The following is a 21,438-nucleotide window of genomic DNA, read 5'->3' on the forward strand; positions in this document are numbered from 1 at the left end:
CCAACGCCGCCACCACAACATCAACCCCACGCTCCACACACAGACCAACCAACGACTCCGCACCCACACCCAACCCACGCAACCGCCCAGCCAAACCCAACACCCGCCGCCGCAACACCCCATACGTCAGCACCACATCACCGCACCGCACCGCAACCCGATCCGGATCCATCGCCGCCCAACCAGCGATCTGCGCACCGACACCACCCGACCACGGCACCACCGGATCGCCCGCGCACCACACCGCCAGATCCGCCGACTCCACCGACGTCAACACCGGCACCTCGGAGAGCCGCACGCTCCCGCCCACCGCCACGCCGGCCAGCACCCGCCGCAGGTGCCCGACCAGCCGGACCATCCGCGCGTCGTCGAACAGCGCTGTCGAGTACTCGACCGAGCCGACCAGCATGCCGTCGACCTCGCCCAGCGACACCGAGAGGTCGTACTTCACCGGCATCGGCGCCGGCATCGGCTCCGCGACGTCGACCTGCGGGGCCGGCCCGTCGCCGGTGACGTAGCGGAACATCACCTGGAACAGCGGCGTGCGCGACCGGTCGCGGTCCACGTCGAGGGCGTCGACCAGCTGCTCGAACGGCAGGTCCTGGTGCGCGTACGCGGCCAGGGTCCGCTCCCGGATCCGGCCGAGCAGCTCCGCGAACGTCGGATCCCCGGACAGGTCCGTGCGCAGCACCAGCGTGTTGACGAAGAAGCCGATCAGGCCCTCGATCTCGGCCCGGTTCCGGTTCGCGATCGGCGTGCCGACCACGACGTCCTCCTGGCCGGTGTAGCGGGCCAGGAGCACGTTGAGCGCGCCGAACACCGTCATGAACATCGACGCCCCGGCGGCGCGGGCGACGCCCCGCAGGCCATCCACCACGCCGGCAGGCACGGTGAAGTCGATGACCGCGCCGTCGGTCGAGCGGATCGGCGGGCGGGGCCGGTCGGCGGGCAGCTCCAGCGCGGGGGCGCCGGCCAGTGTGGCGCGCCAGAACCCGAGTTGCTCGTCCAAGACGTCGCCGGACAGCCAGTTCCGCTGCCAGACCGCGAAGTCGGCGTACTGCACGGGCAGCGACGGCAGGTCCGGCGCCACCCCGTCGCGGTGCGCGGCGTACAGGACTTCCAGCTCACGGCGCAGGATCGCGGCCGACCATTCGTCGCCGGTCACGTGGTGCGTCGTCAGGCTGAGGATGTGCTCGTCCGGCGCGATGCGCACCAGCGTGGCGCGCAGCAGCGGGCCGGTGCCGAGGTCGAACGGGACCTGGCCGTCGGCGAGGACCCAGGCCCGGGCGGCGGCGGCCGGGTCGGGCTCGCCGCCGAGGTCGAGGACCGGCAGGTCGAACCGCTCCGGCGCCGGATCGATCACCTGGTGCGGTACGCCGTCGGCGTCGGCGACCAGCCGGGTCCGCAGCGCCTCGTGCCGGCCGATCAGCGCCGCAATGGCCGCGGCGAGGGCCCGGACGTCGACCTTGCCCGTCATCGGCAGCGGCCGCGGCGTGTTGTACTCGATGGAGCCCGGTTCGAGCTGCGTCAGGAACCACAGCCGCTGCTGTGCGAACGACAGCGGCAGCGGCCCCGAGCGCGGTACGGGGGTGACGGGCGGCGCCGCGGCGGCGTGCCCGCCGCCGTCGATCACGGCGGCGAGGCCGGCCACGGTCGGGTGCGCGAAGATGGTGACGAGCAGCAACTCCATCGCGAAGATGGACCGGATCCGCGACACCACCTGGGTGGCGAGCAGCGAGTGGCCGCCGAGCTCGAAGAAGTTGTCGTCGACGCCGACCTGCTCCAGGCCGAGGACCTCGCACCAGATGCCGGCGAGGAGGTCCTCGGTGGGGGTGCGGGAGCGGCGGTAGCCGGTTGCGACGTCCGGGCGGACAGCCTCGGGCGCGGGCAGGGCGTTGCGGTCGATCTTGCCGTTGCGGGTCAGCGGCAGCTCGTCGAGCCGGACGTACGCCGCCGGGATCATGTGCTCGGGCAGGGTACGGGCCAGGTGGTCGCGCAGGTCGCCGACCGGGGCGAGGCCGGCGGCCGCGTCGGCGGGGACGAGGTAGGCGACGAGGCGGGCGTCGGGGCCGTCGGTGCGGGCGGCGACGGTGGCGGCGCCGACGCTCGGGTGCGTGAGCAGGGCGGCCTCGATCTCGGCCGGCTCGATGCGGTAGCCGCGGATCTTGACCTGGGCGTCGGCGCGGCCGAGGAACACGATGCGGCCGTCGTTGAGGCGCCGTACGCGGTCGCCGGTGCGGTACAGGCGGCCGCCGTCGCCGGCGAACGGGTCGGCGACGAACCGTTCGGCGGTGAGGTCGGGGCGGTTGCCGTAGCCGCGGGCGACGGCCGGGCCGCCGACGTACAGCTCGCCGACGGCGCCGATCGGGACCGGCGCCAGCCGCGGGTCGAGGACGTGGAGCCGCACGTTGGGCAGCGCGTGGCCGATCGCGATCGGGCCGGCGTCCAGGACGGTGGCGGCGACGCCGACGGTGGTCTCGGTCGGGCCGTAGTGGTTGACGACCGCGCGGTCGCCGGCCGCCGCGACCAGGTCCCGCACCAGGGTGGGTGCGGCGGCCTCCCCGCCGAGGACGAGCGTGCGGGCCGGCAGCAGCGAGCTCGTGTCGCGCTGGGCGGTCAGGGCGGCCAGGTGCGACGGGACGATCTTCAGGTAGTCGATGGCGTGCTCGCGGAGGTACCGCGCGACGGCGTCGGCGTCGGTCGCCAGGGCCGGGCCGGGCACGTGCAGGACGCCGCCGGTGCTGAGGCAGACGAACATGACGGTGTTGCCGAAGTCGGTGGCGATCGGCTGCAGCAGCAGGTACCGGCGGCCGGCGCCGCCGAGCCGGGCCCGGCCGGCGACGGCGTCGACGTAGTTGAGCAGGCCGCGGTGGGTGACCCAGACGCCCTTGGGCCGGCCGGTCGAGCCGGAGGTGTAGATGACGTACGCGGCCTGGTCGGCGTGGACGGCGACGGCCGGAGCGGCGCCCGGTTCGGCCGCGACGGCGGCGGCGACGATCGGGTCGTCGAGGGCCAGGGTCCGGATCCGCCCGGCCGGCAGGTCGTCGAGGAGGTCGGCGGTGCCGACGAGCAGCGCGACGCGGCTGTCCGCCAGCATGTACGCGAGCCGGTTCGGCGGATACGAGGGATCCAGCGGCAGGTAGGCGGCGCCCGCCTTCCAGACCGCGAGCAGGGCCACGATCACGTCGGCGCCGCGGCCGAGGCACAACCCCACCACGGTCTCCGCGCCCACGCCGAGCCGGCGCAGGTGATGGGCGAGGCGGTTGGCGCGCTCCTCCAGCTCGCCGTAGGTCAGCCGGGCGCCATCGGCGACGACCGCGAGGGCGGCGGGGTCGGCGGCGGCGACGAGCTCGTGCAGGCCGCCGGCGGCGGGCGCCGGCCGCGCCGGGCCGTTCCACTGCGCCAGCTCGCGCCGCTCCGCGGGAGTGGTCCGGGGCAGCCGGGACAGCCGGGCGCCGGGGTCGGCGGCCACCGTCTCCAGCAGCATGAGCAGCCGGGCGACCAGCCGCTCGATGGTGGCGGCGTCGAAGAGGGCGGTGCTGTACTCGATGGCGCCGGACAGCCCGCCCGCGACGTCGTCGAAGATGAGGCGGAGGTCGAACTTGATCGAGATGGGGGCGGGCATCTTCGCGAGCGTGATGCCGACCGCCGACTCCACGCCGGCCGCGGCGCCGCTGACGTCGTCCTGGTTGTAGTTGAACAGCACCTGGAAGATCGGGGTGCGGGACCGGTCGCGCTCGCCGACGAGCGCGTCGACGAGCTGCTCGAAGGGCAGGTCCTGGTGGGCGTAGGCGGCCAGCGCCTCCCCGCGCACGCGCCGGACCAGCTCGGTGAAGGTGGGGTCGCCCGACAGGTCGGTGCGCAGCACCACGGCGTTGACGAAGAAGCCGATGAGGTCCTCGACCTCGGCGCGGTTGCGGTTGGCGATCGGCGTGCCGGCGACGATGTCGTCCTGGCCCGCGTATTGGCCGAGCAACGTGGCGTACACGGCGAAGAGGGTCATGAAGGTCGTGGCGCCGGCGTCGCGGGAGACGCCGCGCAGGCGCGCGGTGACCTCGGCCGGGACCGCGAACTCGACCCGCGCGCCGGCGGAGGAGCGCACCGGCGGGCGGGGCCGGTCGGTCGGGATGTCCAGCACCGGCGCCCCGGTCAGCCGCTCGCGCCAGTGGTCCAGGTGCCGGCGCAGCACGTCGCCGCTCAGCCAGTTGCGCTGCCAGACGGCGAAGTCGGCGTACTGCACGGCCAGCGGGGCGAGGGCGGCCGGGCGGCCGTCGTGGAAGGCGCGGTACAACTCCGTGATCTCGCTGCGCAGCAGGCCCACCGACCACTCGTCGGAGACGACGTGGTGCGAACACAGGCTGAGCACGTGATCGTGCGGGCTCAGGCGCAGCAGCCGGGCCCGCAGCAGCGGGCCGGAGGCCAGGTCGAAGGGTTCGACGGCGTCGGCGGCGACCCAGGCGCGGGCGGTGGCCAGCGGGTCCGGCTCGCCGCTGAGATCGGCGACCACCAGCCCGGCGCCGACGAACGGGTCGATGATCTGGTACGGGCGGCCGTGGTCGTCGGCGATGAGGCGGGTGCGCAGGACCTCGTGCCGTTCGACGATCGTGTCCAGCGCGCGGCGCAGCGCGTCGAGGTCCAGCGGGCCGCTGAGCCGCAGCGCCAGCGGCTCGTTGTACTCCGGGGAGTCGGGCTCGAGCTGGTTGAGGAACCACAGCCGCTGCTGCGCGAAGGAGAGCGGGATGGCGCCGTCCCGAGCGACAGGCACGATCGGCGGCGCGACGTCGCCAGGCGTCGCGGTGCGCACCCGCTCGGCGAGCGCGGCCACGGTCGGGGCCTCGAACAGCGCCGCGAGGTCGACCTCGACGCCGAACTCCCGGCGCACGCGGGACATCACCTGGGTGGCCAGCAGCGAGTGGCCGCCGAGGTCGAAGAAGTCGTCGGTGACGCCGACCCGCTCCAGGCCCAGCAGGCCGGCCCACAGCTCGGCGAGGACCTCCTCGGTGCGGTCGCGGGGCGGGGCGTAGGCGCTGGCCAGCTCCGGGCGGGCGGCGTCGGGCTCGGGCAGCGCGGCCCGGTTCACCTTGCCGTTGGGGTTGAGCGGGATCTCGTCGATCGGCACGTACGCGGAGGGGACGAGGTAGTCGGGCAGCCGGGTGCGCAGGAACGCCCGCAGATCGCTGGTGCTGGGCGCGGCGGCGCCGCGGGCCACGACGTAGGCGAGCAGCCGGCGGTCGCTGGCCTCGCCCCGGGCCACGACGACGGCGTCGGCGACGCCCGGATGGGCGCGCAGTGCGGCCTCCACCTCGCCGGGCTCGATCCGCACGCCGCGGACCTTCACCTGCTGGTCGATGCGGCCGAGGTACTCCACCTGGCCGTCGGCGCGCCAGCGGACCAGGTCGCCGCTGCGGTACATCCGCGCGCCCCCGCCGGTGAAGGGGTCGGCGACAAAGCGTTCGGCGCTCAGGGCGGCCCGGTTCGCGTAGCCGCGGCCCACGCCGGCGCCGGCGATGTAGAGCTCGCCGGGCACGCCGATCGGCAGCGGCCGCAGGTTCGGGTCGAGCACGAGGGCCCGCGCGTTGCCGATCGGCCGGCCGATGGGCGGCGCGCCGGTGTCGCCGCGCTCGCAGACGGCCGACGTCGTTTCGATCGACGCCTCGGTCGGGCCGTAGAGGTTCGCGACGAGGGCGGTGTCGTTGCGGGAGTGGAAGCGCACGACGTCCTCGGCGGGCAGCGCCTCGCCGCTGCAGAAGACGATGCGCAGCGCCGGCATCGCCGACAGCCGCGGGTGCTTGGTGAACAGCCGGAACAGCGACGGGACGAAGTGCACGACGCTGATGCGGCGGGTCTCGAGCAACGAGATCATGTGGTCGAGGTCGCGGTGCCGGCCGGCCTCCACGACGACCAGCTCCGCGCCGATGGCCAGCGGCCAGAACAGTTCCCAGACGGAGGCGTCAAAGGTCAGCGGCGCCTTGTGCAGGACCCGCTCGGACGGGTCGAGGCGCCACACCTCCTGCATCCGTAGCAGCCGGTTCACCACGCCCGAGTGCCCGACCAGGACGCCCTTGGGCCGGCCGGTCGAGCCCGAGGTGTAGATGACGTAGGCGAGCTGCTCCGGCCGGGGCCGGTCGGGCAGGGGCTCGGCCGGCTCGGCGTCGATCGCGGCCATCGTCACCGGGTCGTCGAGCAGCGCGACCGTGCCGGCCCGGCCGGTCAGGCGCGCCACCGCCTCGGCGGTGCCGAGGACCACCGAGGCGCCGCTGTCCTCCACCATGTAGGCGAGGCGGTCGGCGGGGTAGTCGGGGTCCAGCGGCAGGTACGCCCCGCCGGCCTTCCAGATGGCGAGGAGCCCGACGACCATGTCCAGGCCGCGCTCGAGCGCCATCCCGACCACGACCTCCGGGCCGACGCCGAGCCGGCGCAGGTGCCGGGCGAGCCGGTTGGCCCGCGCCTCCAGCTCGGCATACGTCAGCGACCTGTCCGCGCACGACACCGCGATGGCGTCGGGCGTGCGGCGGACCTGGGCCTCGACCAGCTCGTGGACGCCGGCGACGGTGGCCGGCGGCGCGTCGGTGTCGTTCCACTCGACGAGGACCTGATGCCGTTCGACCGCGGTGAGCATCGGCAGCTCGGACAGGTGCCGGTCCGGGTCGGCGCCGAGCAGGGTCGTGAGGTGGCCGCACAGGCGCCCGACGGTGGACTCGTCGAGCAGGTCGGCGCGGTAACGCAGCATCGCCGGGCCGTCGCCCAGCAGCAGGGCGAGGTCCGGCGGCGGGTCCGCGGCGGGCGCGGCGAGCATCTCGGCGACGAGGTCGCCGCTCCAGCGGGCGGAGCGGGGGCGGCGACCCGCGCCGGGGAGAGGATCGAAAAGCGCCTGGATGCGGTACCGCGGGTCGGCCTCTGGCAGGCCGGCGGCCTCCGCCAGCGCGACGCGGGTCCGGGCGGTCAGTTCGCCGAGGAGCGGATCGCCGGACAGGTCGGCCCGCAGGACCCGGGGCGTTGCCGGAAGGCCGTCGCGCCCGGCGGCCGGGACCGCCACGGCGACGTCGGTCTGGCCGGTGTACCGCCAGAGCAGGATCAGCCACGCGGCGAGCACCGCCACCGGGTCGGCGCCGGCGAGGTCGAGCGGGGCGTCGGCGGTGCTCGCGGTGCGCCCGGCGGCACGCGGGCGGTCGGTCGGCAGCTCCAACGGGCCGGCCGGGGCCGCCGGCGGGGCCGCGCCCGGTCCGGCCTCGGCGTAGGTCGCCGGCAGCTCGGCGAGCAGCGGCCCGGCGTCCAGGTCCCCGTCGGGGCCGGTCAGGTCCAGGCGCAGCAGGTGCCGGCGCGGGTCCAGGCGCACCAGGCGGGCGTGCAGCACCGGCGCGGACCCGGCCGCGCCCGGCGCCGGTGGCTCCCCGGTGAGCAGGCCGGCCGTTTCGTCGCCGGCGGCCGCGTCGCCGGGCTCGTGCACCGACCAGACACAGACGCCCCCGCGGCGGTCCGCCGAGGTCGCCAGCGCCGCGTGCAGGGCATCATCCGCGAGCGCGCCGGTGAGGCGCAGGACGGTCGGCATGGCGACTCCAATGCTGGATCGAACCCGAGGACCCGGACCTCTGCTGCCACCCGCCGCAGCGGGACCTACGGACGGGGCGCCCGGCACGGACGGGGGTGACGAGCGGGTGAGGAGCCGTCGACGCTGCACCGAGACGCCATTGCGGCCTCGCCCGCCGGGGTGACCGCCGGGTGAGGCCAGAACGCAACCATTCCATGCGGCCGGAACGGGGAACAGGCGCCGCCACGACGGCGTCAGGTCCGCTCCATCGGGCTTCCACCTGGCCGCCGCCGGGCCCCACCGGCCCCGTCGGCACGGTGCGGCGGACGGCGCGGCGCCGGCGTCAGCCCCGCGGCTCGCCGGCCTTGACGGGCAGCGACACGGTGACGGTCGTGCCCTGTCCCGGCGCGCTGACGATCTCCACGACGCCGCCGAGCTCCCGCATCCGCTCGCGCATGAGGTCCAGGCCCATGCCGTGGCGCGCGGCGGCGGTCCGCGGGTCGAAGCCGCGGCCGTCGTCGCGCACACTCGCCTCGACCCGCTCGCCGGCGGCGGCGAGCGTCACCTCGACCGAGGCCGGGTCGCCGTGGCGGACCGCGTTGCCGACGGCCTCCTGCACCACCCGCAGCACCGCGTGCTCGGCGGGCGGGTCGAGCGGCACCGGGTCGAGGCGGGCCGTGACGGGGATGCCGAGCCGGGCCTCGTAGGCGCGGCACAGCTCCTCCAGCGCCGCGGCGAGGCCGGCGTCCTCGAGCACGACCGGGCGCAGCTCCATGAGCAGCGCGCGCATCTCGCGCTGGGTGCGGGCCAGCGAGCGCTCCATCGACGCGGCCTGCTCCTGCACTTCCGAGCCGGACGGCAGGGCCTTGCGCAGGCCGGCCGCGACGACGCTGACCGAGAACATGTCCTGGGAGATCGAGTCGTGCAGCTCCCGGGCGATCCGGCTGCGCTCGGCGCGGCGGGCGTCGGCGCCGGCCGCGGTGCGCTGCTCGGCGACGGCGGCGTCGAGCCGCTCGGCCATCGAGTTGAACGCCTGCTCCAGCCGGCCGACCTCGTCGCCGGCGGAGACCGGGATGCGCACGCTCAGGTCGCCGTCGGCCATCTCGGAGGTGCCGTCGGAGAGCCGGCGGATGCGCCGGATGAGCCGCCCGGTGCTGAACAGCCCGAACAGCGCCCCGATCGGCAGCAGCAGGATCAGCAGCACGGCCCCGGGCAGGATGAGCGAGGCGATGGTCGTGTCCGCGATCGGCTGGGCCGCCGGCCCGGTCCCCGCCGCGCCGGCCGGCTGCGCGGCGCCGGTCGAGGAGGCCGCCGCCGGGCCGATCTCGACGTAGGCGATGCCGATGGTGCGCTGCCCCGAGCCGTCCCGGGCGACGCTCAGGATCGGTGCGGTGGCCCAGTACGTGGTGCCGCCCTGGTCGGCGCGCTGGCCGTTCTTGGGGGCCTCGGCGCGGGCGGCCGGCGGCAGTTCGGCGCCGACCGGGTACGCCGTCGCGGGGTCGGCGGCCACGACCCGCCCGGAGGCGTCGGCCACGACCTGCACGGCGCCGTCCGAGTTGGCGATGCCGGTCCCGTCCTGGGCGGCGTTGGTGAGCCCGATGCGGGCCGCGTCGGCGATGAGCACCGGGTCGGGGTGCTGCGGCGCGCGGTCGTCGCGGTTGCTCGCCACCCGGCCGATCGCCGCGCCCAGGTTGCGCGCGAGCGACTGCACCTTGAGCACCGCCAGGCCCTGCTCGGCCTGCACGGCCCGGTCCTGTGCCTGATGCGCCGCCCGGTCGGCGCCGCGCACGCGCGGCACCATCACCGCCAGCAGCGCCGCCTCGACCAGGAGCACCGCCGCGGCCGACACGAGCACGTAGGAGCCGGCCATGCGCGCGCGCAGGCCGAGGTGGGAGAGCACGGGCCGCCTCCGGGGCGCTCGGCTGGAGCAGTCAGGCAACAGCGTACCCATCGCGCCCGCGACCGCCGCCGTCGTCCGGCGCGGGCCACCGATCGACGGGCGCTCGTGTCTCGGTAGCGGCCGGCTGGCGGTCGGGCCGATCGCGGCCGCCCCGCAGTGCCTCGCCGAGGGGCACCAATCCGTGCTGCAGGCCGAAGATGGCGGCCTGGGTACGGTCCTGCAGGTCCAGCTTCGTGAGGATGCTCGACACGTGCGACTTCACCGTCTGCTCCCCCAGCGACAGCGACCGGGCGATCTCCCGGTTGGAGCGGCCCCGGGACAGCTCGGCGAGCACGTCGCGCTCGCGGGCGGAGAGCCGTTCGAGGGGCCCGCCGCGGTCGTGTTCGCGCCGGCGGTGCACGAGTGACCCGGCGGGCTCGATCACGCTGCCGCCGGCGCCCGCGGCCCGCACCGCCTCGAACACCCGCTCGCCCGTGATCGTCTTCGGCAGGTAGGACAGGGCGCCGGCCAGCATCGCCTCGATCGCCTTGTGCTCGTCGGCGTACGACGTGAGCACGATGACCGCCGGGCGCCACGCCTCGCCGCGCAGCCGGTGCAGCACGCCGAGGCCGTCCAGGCCGGGCATCATCAGGTCGAGCAGGACCACGTCGGGCCGGCACCGGCGGATCGCGACGAGCGCCGCCTCACCGTCGGCCGCCTCGCCCACGACCTCGAAGCCGGGCTCCTGGGCCAGCATGAACCGCAGTCCCCGCCGCACGACCTCGTGGTCGTCGACGATCAGAACGTTGACCACGCGCCACCCCCGCAATCGGGCGCCGTCCGCTCCGTCTCACGGCTGCTCACCGCCGCGCGCCTCCCCTCGAGCATCGCCGTGCGGCGCGTCGAGCACCTCCCCGAAAGGAGGGGATCGGGCGGTGTCTTTCGAGGGAGCGGGGGGCTGGCGGCCGCCTGGGCCGTCGATGGCGCCCAACTGGCGTTGCCTGTCCGGGGGCGCCCGGCCCGTGCCACGATCGGCCCGCGTGCAGGCTGCTCCGCCGACCTTGTGGAGGTATTTCCAGTGGATGCCGAAGAGTTCGACGTCATCGTGGTCGGCGGCGGGCCGGCCGGATCGACGCTGTCCGCACTGGTGACGATGCGGGGCGCGCGCGTGCTGCTGCTGGAGAAGGAGGTGTTTCCGCGCTACCAGATCGGCGAGTCGCTGCTGCCCTCCACCGTCCACGGCGTGTGCCGGATGATCGGCGTGAGCGACGAGCTGGCGAAGGCCGGCTTCCCGGTCAAGCGCGGCGGCACCTTCCGGTGGGGCGCCCGGCCCGAGCCGTGGACGTTCTCCTTCGCGGTGTCGCCCCGGGTCGCGTCGCCGACGTCGTTCGCCTACCAGGTGGAGCGGGCGAAGTTCGACAAGATCCTGCTGGACAACGCCATCCGGCTCGGGGTCGACGTGCGACAGGGCTGCACTGTGCAGGACGTGCTGGACGACGGCGAGCGGGTGCACGGCGTCAAGTACGTCGACAGCGACGGCCGTGAGCACCTCGCGAGCGCCCGGTTCGTGGTCGACGCGTCGGGCAACACCAGCCGGCTGCACACCAAGGCCGGCGGCCGGCGCGAGTACTCGGAGTACTTCCGCAGCCTGGCCCTGTTCGGCTACTTCGAGAACGGCAAGCGCCTGCCCGAGCCGGTCTCGGGCAACATCCTGTCGGTCGCGTTCGACAGCGGCTGGTTCTGGTACATCCCGCTGAGCCGCACGCTGACCAGCGTCGGCGCGGTCGTGCACCGCAACATGGCGGAGAAGGTGCAGGGCGACCCGGAGCAGGCGCTGATGGCGCTGATCAAGGAGTGCCCGCTGATCTCGGAGTATCTCGAGAACGCCACCCGCGTGACCGAGGGCAAGTACGGCCAGCTGCGCGTGCGCAAGGATTACTCGTACCACAACACGCGGTTCTGGAAGCCCGGCATGATCCTGATCGGCGACGCCGCGTGCTTCGTCGACCCGGTGTTCTCCTCGGGCGTGCACCTGGCCACGTACAGCGCGCTGCTGGCCGCCCGCTCCATCAACAGCATCATGGCCGGAACCGTGTCGGAGCAGGCCGCGCTGAGCGAGTTCGAGGCCCGCTACCGCCGCGAATACGGCGTGTTCTACGAGTTCCTGATGTCGTTCTACCAGATGAACCGCGACGAGGACTCGTACTTCTGGGCGGCCAAGCAGGTCACCAACAGCGAGCACGCGACCGAGTTCGAGGCGTTCGTCGAACTCGTCGCCGGCGTCTCATCGGGGGAGTCGGCGCTGACCGAGGCCGGGGCGCTCGTCGAGCAGCTGCGGGCCCGCTCCGCGGAGCTCGAGGGGGCGATCGACAAGATCGCCGACGGCACGCCCAGCGGCTCGTCGTCGATGCTGAGGTCCACGATCGTGAAGCAGGCCATGCAGGAGGGCTCGCAGGTGCAGATGCGGGCGCTGCTGGGCAAGGACGCCGCACAGGAGGCGCCGCTGTTCCCCGGCGGCCTGGTGCCGTCGCTGGACGGCCTGCACTGGGAGCCCTCCGCGCAGCCGTGACCCCGCGGGACCCGGCACCCCCTCAAATTGCCCGCGGCACGGCTTACCTTTGGGGGAAGCGAAGATCGACCGGCGCGGGCGATCCTGGGAGCATGACCGTACTGGACAATCCCATCGGCGGCCCGCCGGGCCTCCTCGGCGTGCCCGGGAGCGTATCGTGCCGCGGCATGGGGCGGTTGCCATGAGCCGGACGGCGAAGGTCGTGACGGGCGTCGCGCTGGTCGGCATCGCCGGCGTGACGGGCCTGGTGACGGCCGAGCAGCTGTCGCATCATGACGGCCCCCCGGTGCCGACGTCGGTGAGCACGTCCACCGCCGACGTGGTGCGCAAGACCATCTCGGAGCGCCAGTTCGTCAACGGCACGCTCGGCTACTCCGGCTCGTACGTCGTGCTGGGGTCCGGGCCGGGGACGCTCACCTGGCTGCCGCCGATCGGCACGGTCGTCAACCGCGGCGACGGCCTCTACGAGGTCGACGGCAAGCGGGTGACGCTGATGCTCGGCGCCCGGCCGGCCTGGCGGGACTTCGCCTCCGGCATGTCCGACGGCGTCGACGTGGAGCAGCTGGAGAGCAACCTGCGCGACCTCGGCTTCGGCCAGAGCCTCACCGTGGACCAGAAGTTCACCAGCGCGACCTCCAGCGCGATACGCCGCTGGCAGCAGGCCACCCACGCGACCGTCACCGGGACGGTGCCGATGAGCACGATCGCGTTCCTGCCGAGCCCGGTGCGGGTCAGCGGCCAGGAACTCAAGCCCGGCGCGCAGGTGCAGCCGGGCGGCCCGGTGGAGTACGCCACCAGCAACACGCCCGCGGTCAACCTCTCCGCGTCGACGCAGCAGCTCGGCTGGATCAAGGTGGACACCGCGGTCACGGTGACGCTCCCCGACGGCAAGTCCCGCAACGGCAAGGTGACCGCCATCGGCGCCACCACGACGACCACCTCCGGCAGCGGCCCGCAGAGCGCGGCGGCGGTGACCGTGAGCCTCGAGGGCGAGGCCACCGGCTTCGTCGACCAGGCCGCGGTGCAGGTGTGGGTCATCCGCGCGACGCACCCCGGCGTGCTCACCGTGCCGATCGCGGCGCTCAACTCCGTGTCCGACGGCAAGTACGAGGTGGTGGTCGTCGACGGCACGGGCACGCACCGCGTCGCGGTGCAGGCCGGTCTGTTCGACGACCTCACCGGCATCGCCGAGGTGAGCGGCGACGGCCTCGCCGAGGGTCAGAAGGTGCAGGTTCCACGTGACGACGCATGAGATGACGCGCGAGACCGCCCCGCACGGGGTGCCGCGCAGCACGTTGCGCGCCGCCGACCTGCTCCCCACCGGCTCGCTCGGCCTGCGCTCGCGCAAGATGCGGGCGCTGCTGTCGGGGCTCGGCATCGCGATCGGCATCGCCTCGATCGTCTCGGTGCTCGGCGTCACCAACTCCAGCCAGTCGGCGCTGCTGGCCCAGATCGACCAGCTCGGCACCAACCTGCTCACCGTGGCCAACGGCACCGGCGCCCAGGGCGCCGAGCAGATCCTGCCGACAACCGCGACGCCGATGATCCGCCAGCTGCCGCACGTGCAGGCGGTGGCCCCCACCGCGAAGCTCGCCGGCGTCAACGTGTACCGCAACGACCACGTCGCCCAGGGGCGCACCGGCGGGCGCTCGGTGCGGGCCGCGGACGCGTCGCTGCTCACCACCCTCGACGGGGCGCTGCTTTCGGGACGGTTCATCAGCAACGACGACTCGCCCGTCACAGTGCTGGGCTACTCGGCCGCGGAGACGCTGGGCATAACCAACGTCTCCGGCACCGACCGCGTGTGGCTCGGCGGGCACTGGTACAACGTCGTGGGCATCCTCAAGCCGTTCGTGCTCGCCCCGGAGATCGACCAGGCCGCCGTCGTGTCGTTCGAGTCGGCCGGGCACCTGCTCGGCTACGACGGGCATCCCAGCCGCATCTACGTGCGCGCCGCGACGGAGTACGTCACCGACGTCGCCGGGGTGCTCGCCCCGGCGGCCAACCCCGAGGACCCCTCGCACGTCGCGGTGAGCCGCCCGTCGGACGCGCTCACGGCGCAGCTGCAGGTGAAGCAGTCCGGCGCTGGACTCATCCTCGGGCTGGGCGCGATCGCGCTGCTCGTCGGCGCCATCGGCATCGCCAACGTGATGGTCATCGCCGTGCTCGAGCGGCGCACCGAGATCGGCCTGCGCCGGGCGCTCGGGGCGACCCGCGTGCACGTGGCGGCGCAGTTCCTCACCGAGTCGCTGATCCTGGCCGCGCTCGGCGGCATCGCGGGCGTCTTCATCGGCGTGGGCGTCACCGTCGGCATGGCCGTGAACAAGGGCTGGTCGACGCTGATCCCGGCCGAGGCGCTGTGGGGCGGACTGCTGGTGTCGGTCGCCGCAGGCGCGGTCGCCGGCCTCTACCCCGCCGTGCGGGCCGCGCACCTGCCGCCGACCGACGCGCTGCGCACGACCTGAGCACCCGCGCACGCTGGACGAACGAGCCGCACAGGAAAGAGCCGCCGGATGGATCTCCATCCGGCGGCTCTCGTATTCGTGCGGTCAGGCGGTATCGGGCGGCACGGCGACCCGCTGGCCGGCGGCCAGGCCGTCGCCGCTGACCTCGACCAGGTTGGCGATCTGGTCGAAGATGCCGACCCGGACGGTCACGTGGCGAGTCTGCGCGCCGTCGGCGACGAGCACCTCGTACTGCGCGCCCGGCAGCGCCCGCAGCGCCGGGATAGGCACCGCGAGCACGCCAGGGTGCGCATCGACGGTGAAGCCCACCTGGACCTGCGCGTCCTCGATGACGTTGCTGACCTCGCCGGTCAGCGTGATGACGACGGGGGCCGTCGGCTGCGTGTTGGAACCACCACCCTGGCTGCCCTGGCCGGCCCCGGCGCTGCCGTTCTGCTGCTGAGCCACCGCGCCGACGGTCGTGACGGTGCCCGGCTTGATGGTCCCGTCGGGCAGGCTCACCACGACCGAGTCGCCGACGTGGACGCTGGCCAGCACGTAGGTCGTCACCTGCACGGTGATGGCCCGCTGCTCGCCGGTGCCGTGCTCCACCGTGTCGCCGGGCCCGACGGCGGAGCCGGCGCGGGCATCGGCGGCCGAGACGCGCACGGCGCCGGCCACGAACACGACCTGGCCGAGCGGGACCGTGCCGGTGACCGGCAGCCCCGAGTCCTTCTGCCAGCGGCGGATGGCCCAGTAGGTGGCCGAGGAGAAGTGCTGGTCGACGGTCACCCCGGCGCCGTAGCCCAGGGCCCGCAGGTTGTCCTCGAGCTGCTGGACGTCGGCGCCGTCGGTCATGCCGGACTGCAGCGCGCGCCACGGCGGGCGCTCGCCGAACAGCAGGATGACCGGCTTGCCGTCGACCTCGTAGGCCGGCTTGCCCCGTCCGATCACGGCACCGTTGGCCGGCAGCCAGGTCAGCGTCCCGTGCCCGGGGGCGATCACGGTGTAGGTGCCGGAGCGCCCGAGCGTGCCGGAGAGGGTCTGGCGGCGCGCCACGTCGGTGCTGACCACCGGCGCGGTCGCGGCCGGCGCCTCTTCGGCGGCCGGCTGACCGCCGGACGAGCGCTCGCTGACCAGCGCGACGGTGCCGGCGCCCGCCAGTCCGGCCAGAGCGACCCCGGCCACCACAGCGGCGCGTTTGCGATTCACGTCATCCGCTCCCGCGCGCCGCTGGGACGGAAGGTTCGAGTCTGGCTCATGCCTACAGCTTCACCCGCGACGGCGCCCCGGCGCTTCCCCAAATAGTGGCAGGCCCGGCCCCCCATTTTGGTCCCGCACCGCTCGCCCGAAAGCGAGCGGACCGACGGAAACGAGGACCCGTGACCAACCGTGTCTGCGAGCTGCCGGCCCGGCTCACGACCGCGGAGAAGATCGCGTGACCGTGTTCTGCTTGCCCCGACGGGCCCGGTCAGGACTCCACCCAGCCGTGGGCCCGGGCGTGCTCCGCGAGCTTCGCGCGGACCTGGACGATCTGCGCCGCCGTGAGCGTCGGCACGTGCTGCAGCAGGATCTCCGTCACCTCACGCTTGAACTCCTCCGGCAGCAGCACGTCGCACAGCGCCTCGTCCTCGCCGGCCGCCGTCCGCGGCCGCGCCTCGGCCGGCGTCGCAACGGCGGCCGGGTCGACCGCCCGGTCCGCCGGCTGGGCGAGCAGCCGCACGCTGGCCACCTTCAGGCCGCGTCCGCCGCTCTCGGCCTCGTACTCGACGGGCAGGCCCGCGTGCACCATGTGACGGCGCTCGCCGAAGTCGTTGGCGTGCACGAACACGTCCTCGCCCCCGTCTGCCGGCGCGATGAACCCGTACCCGCGGATGTCATCGAACCTGAGAATCGTGCCGACTGCCACGACAACCCCACCGCCCCTCGAACCGGCCTGGAAAAGCACACCTCCGCCAGGTGTACCACCGTCGGCACCGGCCGGGGCGGCGACGCTACGCGGCCTCCAGCGACCCTCCAGGCTCCCGGCCCCGATCGCGGCGGCGCTGGGGTGCCGCTGGCGGCCCGTTGGCCGTTCCTTGCTGCCTTGCACGGATCGATGCAAGGATCGGCGCTCACCAATGCATGCCCACCGGAGGTGCCGATGCACAGCCCGGCCTCGCACGCGGAGCTCACCACCGCGATCGCCGTCGCCGCCGTCGCGTTCATCCTGCTCGCCGGGTGGCTGTTCGGTTCGCTGGCGCGGCGCGTCGGCCAGCCCGCGGTGGTCGGCGAGATCATCGCCGGCATCGTCCTCGGCCCGAGCGTGCTGGGGCTGCTCCCGGGCCACCTCACCGACGTGCTCTTCCCGGCCGCGGCCCGACCGATGCTGAACGCGATCTCCCAGATCGGGCTGCTGCTGTTCATGTTCATGGTCGGCTGGGAGTTCGACCGGAGCCTGCTGCAAAAGCGCCGCACGGCCGCGGCGGCGGTGTCGCTGTCGTCGGTGACGGTCGCCTTCGCGCTCGGCGCCGGCCTGGCCGTCGTGCTGTACGCCAACCACTCGACGGTGGGCGGCAAGCACGTCTCGGGCCTGGCGTTCGCGCTGTTCCTCGGCGCCGCCATGGCCATCACCGCCTTCCCGGTGCTGGCCCGCATTCTGACCGACAGCCGGCTCATCAACACCCGCGTCGGCGCGCTCACCCTCGCCAGCGCCGCCGTCGACGACCTGCTCGCCTGGTGCGTGCTCGCGCTCGTCTCCGCGATCGCCACCGCCTCCGGCAACGGCCTGTTCGCGCAGACCCTCGCGCTGTCCCTGGCGTACGTGGCGGTGATGCTGTTCGCCGTCCGCCCCCTCCTCGCGCTGCTGTTCCGCCGGCTGGCCCGCGGCCGCGCCCTGCCACACCTGCTGGTCCTCGTCGCCGCCGGTGTGTTCCTCAGCGCCTACGCGACGACCTGGATCGGCATCCACCCGATCTTCGGCGCCTTCCTGTTCGGCCTGGTCACGCCGCGCGAGCCGGCCGACGAGCTGCAACTGCACCTGCGCCGGCCGCTGGGCACGGTCGGCCGGCTGCTCATGCCGGTGTTCTTCATCGTGACCGGCCTCGGTGTGGACATCGCCGGCCTCACCTGGCGCAACGTGCTCGAGCTCCTGGCGATCCTCGCCGTGGCGTGCGCCGGCAAGCTCATCGGCGCGGCCGTGCCGGCATTCGCGATGCGCATGCCGCTGCGCGAGGTCGGCGCGGTCGGCCTGCTCATGAACGCCCGGGGCCTGACCGAGCTCATCATCCTCAACGCCGGCGTGAGCCTGGGCGTCCTGGACACCTCGATGTTCACGATGATGGTGATCATGGCCGTGTTCACCACCGCGCTCGTCGGGCCGCTGCTGCCCAAGGGGCTGGAACGCACGCCGGCGACGAACCGGGACCCGGCGACGGACCGGGAGCCGGCCGCGGCCGTCCCGCCGGGCGCCGAACCGGCCGTCGCGGACACCGCGCGCTCCGCCGCGGCGGACCCGGCGTAACCGGCATCGCCGCCGGAAGGTTGCGGCCCTGACGCCACGCGTTTGGGGCCGCCGAAGGGCGCGGCGAGCCCCGCGCCCGTCGCCGCGCCACATCGCAGTCTGACCGGCCGCGGCCGAGGCGGCAATACGCGCCCTCGGAACGGTTGTTCGAGTGCTCATCCCCCGCAGTCGAACAGCCGGCACGGCCGGTGACCGGGGGTTGCTCCGCCGCATCCGAAGCGGCGCGAGGCATGCTGGACGCGATTCACACACCGCAGTTACGATCTCGGCGACAAGGCTGAGATCGAGGGATCTCGACGGGGGTTTGGTTCCATCTCCCGGCGGACACGTGGCGCCCCTCTGCGCTGGTGCCCGCCGGTTTCGGCCAACGCAAATTCATCGACGCCGGACGATCCCGGTGGTATGACGCCGCCCGGAACACGGGCGGATTCGTTCCCCCTCCGCTGACACCCTGACGACGCCATTCGCGAGCTCGGCGGTGACAGATCAACCGTCACCGCGGACTGTTGGAGGGCTAATGCACTTCTTCATCCTGGGCAGCCTCGAGGTCGGTTCTGAGGACAGGCGAGTCCGGATCACCGCACCGAAACAGCGGGCGGTGCTGGCCGCGCTGCTGCTCGGGGCCAATCACGAGGTACCGCTGGAGCAGCTCATCAGCTTCGCGTGGGACGGACGCCCGCCCGCCGCCGCGCAGACGACGCTGCAGTCGTACATCTACCGGCTTCGCCAGCTCCTGCGGCCGCTGCCCGGCGCCGCCTTACGCACCAACATCGACAGCTACATGCTCGAGGTGAATCCCGCCGACACCGATCTGTGGGACTTCCGCGGGCAGGTCGAACAGGCCCGGGAGGCCGCCCGGCTCGGCAAGCTCGAGGAGTCCGCGCAGGGGCTGCGGCGGGCGATGGCGCTCTGGCGCGGCGGCGCGCTGTCGGGAATTCCGGGCGAGACCGTCGCGCAGGAGGCACGGGTCATCGACGGCGAGCGCATCGCGGCCTACGAGGAGCTGTTCGACGCCGAGATCGCGCTGGGCCGGGCCCGGCAGATCATCCCCGAGTTGCACAAGGTCGTCTCCATTCACCCTTACCACGAGGTGTTCCGGGCTCAGCTGATGCTCGCGCTGTATGCGTCGGGCCGGCAGGCCGAGGCGCTGCAGAACTATGCGATCATCCGGCACCGGCTGCGCGACGTCCTGGGCATCGAGCCGGGCCAGGAGCTGCAACAGTTACACCGATCGATTCTGGGTCAGGTCCCGGCGGCGCAGATCACACCACCCACCTGGATGCGTGCGGCTCAGGTCCCGATCGGCTGACCGGATCGGCGCTGGAGTTATCCTCACATTACCGGCGACCGGCCGCGCAACCCGCTCCAGCCGGGCGTCAACGGCGTCCCACCGCCGAGCCAGGCCATCTGGCGCGGCGACTGCGCAACCGCGCGGGGGCGCCAGTTGGACAGCGCGCCCGCCGCCGCATCCTGCGTCACAATCCACCCGGCATCCCTGACCCGGAGCGTGGTGGGAGAAGGCAGTGACTGAGGATCTGGCAACCGTGTCGATCGCCGCGATGCGCCAGCGCATCGACGAGATCGACGACGCTTTCATCCGGCTGTGGCGGGAGCGCGCCGAGCTGTCGCACCGCATCGGCGCGACCCGCATCGCCGCGGGCGGCACCCGCCTCGTGCTCTCGCGCGAGCAGCAGATCATGGACCGGTTCCGCGACGGCATCGGCGAGGAAGGCACCCAGCTCGCCCTGCTCGTGCTGCGGGCCGGCCGCGGGCCGCTCTGAGCGCCCGACCGTGGGGCCGCGCTGGCGCGCACGCGGACAGCTCGTAGTGGACCGGTGCACGCCGGCAGGTTCAGGGGCTTCGGACAACCGGGCCGACCACGGGTGCATCAATGCACGTCCCAGCGGCCCGTCGCCCTTGCGATCGATTTGTTCCAGCCGGTCGGACAAAGCGCTGGCAATTTCGCGGGTGTTCCAAGACAGCTCCCCCGAGGCATGTCGTTTTCTGGATGTGAAAGGACGGGCGTTCGGCAGTTTTCCTGCCGATATTGCGCGCACGAAACCGTCGATTCAGCCCTGCCGGGCGGGCCCCGGCCGGGCGTGTGCAACTGCGTCGACAGTGCAGTTGGACACTCCCGTGACGCATTCGAGCGACGAACGTCGAGCGAGCGGATCTCTCCCAGTACCAGCACCAAGGTACCGCCGCGCCACCCCGGCGCCTGCGCGCCGCTCCATACTGGACGCCCAAAACAGGCGTCGATACGATGGCGAGCGTCGGGCCGAGATCAACTGATCTCGTCAGACGGGGGTGATTCACGCTCGACGCGCCATCACGCGCTGTCGTCGGAGGCGGGTCCACGACCGGCACAGGCCGGTCGGACTCCGTCCGGGCCGGGCACAACTCGAGCCTGGACGGCGATCGCCTGCGGCCCCCGCTCGCATGTGCGGCGGTTTCGCATGTGCAGCGGCCGTTCGCCCATCCGGGCCACCTCGGCCGCAGTCGGCTCGTGCTGAACGACGAAGCCACATGATGGCTGGAGGCCAGATGCAGTTCTTCATCCTGGGCAGCCTCGAAGTGAGGGGAACCGAGGAGCGCATCCAGATCACAGCGCCCAAGCAGCGAGCGGTACTCGCCGCACTGTTACTTGGGGCGAACAATGAGGTACCGATCGACCAGCTGGTTCGCTACGTCTGGGACAGCCGCCCTCCGGCCACCGCCCAGTCGACGGTGCAGTCGTACATCTACCGCCTGCGCCGCCTCCTGCGTTCGTTACCCGGGGTCCAGCTGCGCACGAACATCGACAGCTACATGCTCGAGGTCGACGGGGCCGAGACCGACCTCTGGTCGTTCCGGGGCCTCGTCGAACGCGCCCGCGCCGACGCCGACGCCGGACGCTGGAACGAGTCGGTCGCGCAGCTGCGCAACGCCACGGCCGTGTGGCGCGGCAACGCGCTCACCGGAGTGCCGGGCGAGACCATCCGCCAGGAGGGCCGCGTCCTGGACGGCGAGCGCATCGCCGCGTACGAGGAGCTCTTCGGCATCGAGATCTTCCTCGGCAACACCCGTCAAATCGTCCCGGAGCTGCAGAAGATTGCCTCGGCGCACCCGTTCCACGAGGCCTTCCACGCGCAGCTGATGCTCGCCCTGTACGCCTCGGGACGGCAGGCCGAGGCGTTGCAGAGCTTCGCGTCGATCCGACGCCGGCTGCGCGACCGGCTCGGCATCGAACCCGGCGTCGACCTGCAGCAGCTGCACCGTTCGATCCTGCGGCAGGTGCCCGCGGCACAGATGACCTCACCGACCCCGCTGCGGCCGATGGCCATGAGCAGTTTCGCGGCGCTGGCACGCCAGGAACCCGCCGCGTGACGAACAGCACACCGGCAGCTTGCGCAGTCGAGCACCGCACGTCACGAACTACCCACCTGTTTGAGGACCACATCGCGGGAACGGATCACCCGGTGACCGCGCGCAGCAAACCCACCGCGTGACGATCGCCTCGCGGGCGCCCGCGAGGCA

At 73.3% G+C, this 21,438-nt stretch carries 12 protein-coding genes; 7 read left to right on the plus strand and 5 right to left on the minus strand.

The window, feature by feature from the left end; all coding sequences use genetic code 11:
- The 3 genes from ABD901_RS27180 to ABD901_RS27190 form a co-directional block, all read right to left on the minus strand.
- A partial coding sequence (locus ABD901_RS27180) for an amino acid adenylation domain-containing protein (RefSeq protein WP_345130507.1) occupies positions 1-7,549 on the minus strand: 7,549 nt, incomplete at its 3' end.
- A gap of 322 nt (positions 7,550-7,871) precedes the next feature.
- On the minus strand, positions 7,872-9,428 hold the full coding sequence (locus ABD901_RS27185) for a sensor histidine kinase (protein WP_345130509.1): 1,557 nt from the start codon (positions 9,426-9,428) through the stop codon (positions 7,872-7,874).
- Positions 9,429-9,459: 31 nt separating this feature from the next.
- Positions 9,460-10,221 (minus strand): response regulator, encoded by a 762-nt coding sequence (locus ABD901_RS27190; protein WP_345130511.1) that lies wholly within the window; start codon positions 10,219-10,221, stop codon positions 9,460-9,462.
- A 264-nt stretch (positions 10,222-10,485) separates the two neighbouring features.
- Here ABD901_RS27190 and ABD901_RS27195 point away from each other — a divergent pair, with 264 nt between their 5' ends.
- The 3 genes from ABD901_RS27195 (at position 10,486) to ABD901_RS27205 (ending at position 14,441) form a co-directional block, all read left to right on the plus strand.
- The gene (locus ABD901_RS27195; protein WP_345130512.1) at positions 10,486-11,976 is read left to right on the plus strand and encodes a tryptophan 7-halogenase; all 1,491 of its coding nucleotides are present in this window, start codon (positions 10,486-10,488) and stop codon (positions 11,974-11,976) included.
- A 181-nt stretch (positions 11,977-12,157) separates the two neighbouring features.
- Positions 12,158-13,228, plus strand: a complete 1,071-nt coding sequence (locus tag ABD901_RS27200) for a peptidoglycan-binding protein (RefSeq protein WP_345130514.1) — start codon at positions 12,158-12,160, stop codon at positions 13,226-13,228.
- The gene (locus ABD901_RS27205) at positions 13,215-14,441 is read left to right on the plus strand and encodes an ABC transporter permease (RefSeq protein ID WP_345130516.1); all 1,227 of its coding nucleotides are present in this window, start codon (positions 13,215-13,217) and stop codon (positions 14,439-14,441) included. Before ABD901_RS27200 ends, ABD901_RS27205 begins: the two co-directional genes overlap by 14 nt.
- An 84-nt stretch (positions 14,442-14,525) precedes the next feature.
- Here the strand turns inward: ABD901_RS27205 and ABD901_RS27210 are convergent, their stop codons facing one another.
- Positions 14,526-15,632: a peptidoglycan-binding protein gene (locus ABD901_RS27210; protein WP_345130519.1), complete on the minus strand. Its 1,107-nt coding sequence runs from the start codon at positions 15,630-15,632 to the stop codon at positions 14,526-14,528.
- A 259-nt stretch (positions 15,633-15,891) separates the two neighbouring features.
- A complete protein-coding gene (locus tag ABD901_RS27215) occupies positions 15,892-16,329 on the minus strand; it encodes a cold-shock protein (protein WP_345130520.1) in 438 nt (145 codons plus the stop codon).
- 234 nt (positions 16,330-16,563) lie between these two features.
- On the opposite strand from ABD901_RS27215, the gene ABD901_RS27220 reads away from it, so the two are divergent.
- From ABD901_RS27220 to ABD901_RS27235, 4 genes are all read left to right on the plus strand, one after another.
- Positions 16,564-17,922 carry a cation:proton antiporter domain-containing protein gene (locus tag ABD901_RS27220; RefSeq protein WP_345130523.1) on the plus strand — a complete coding sequence of 453 codons (1,359 nt, stop codon included), beginning with the start codon at positions 16,564-16,566 and terminating at the stop codon, positions 17,920-17,922.
- 517 nt (positions 17,923-18,439) lie between these two features.
- On the plus strand, positions 18,440-19,231 hold the full coding sequence (locus ABD901_RS27225; protein WP_345130525.1) for an AfsR/SARP family transcriptional regulator: 792 nt from the start codon (positions 18,440-18,442) through the stop codon (positions 19,229-19,231).
- A gap of 214 nt (positions 19,232-19,445) precedes the next feature.
- The gene (locus ABD901_RS27230; protein ID WP_345130528.1) at positions 19,446-19,703 is read left to right on the plus strand and encodes a chorismate mutase; all 258 of its coding nucleotides are present in this window, start codon (positions 19,446-19,448) and stop codon (positions 19,701-19,703) included.
- A 763-nt stretch (positions 19,704-20,466) separates the two neighbouring features.
- The gene (locus ABD901_RS27235; protein ID WP_345130530.1) at positions 20,467-21,288 is read left to right on the plus strand and encodes an AfsR/SARP family transcriptional regulator; all 822 of its coding nucleotides are present in this window, start codon (positions 20,467-20,469) and stop codon (positions 21,286-21,288) included.
- Positions 21,289-21,438 lie beyond the last annotated feature (150 nt).

Origin of the sequence: Dactylosporangium darangshiense, from assembly GCF_039537565.1 — a bacterium.
GTDB classification, from domain to species: Bacteria; Actinomycetota; Actinomycetes; order Mycobacteriales; family Micromonosporaceae; genus Dactylosporangium; species Dactylosporangium darangshiense.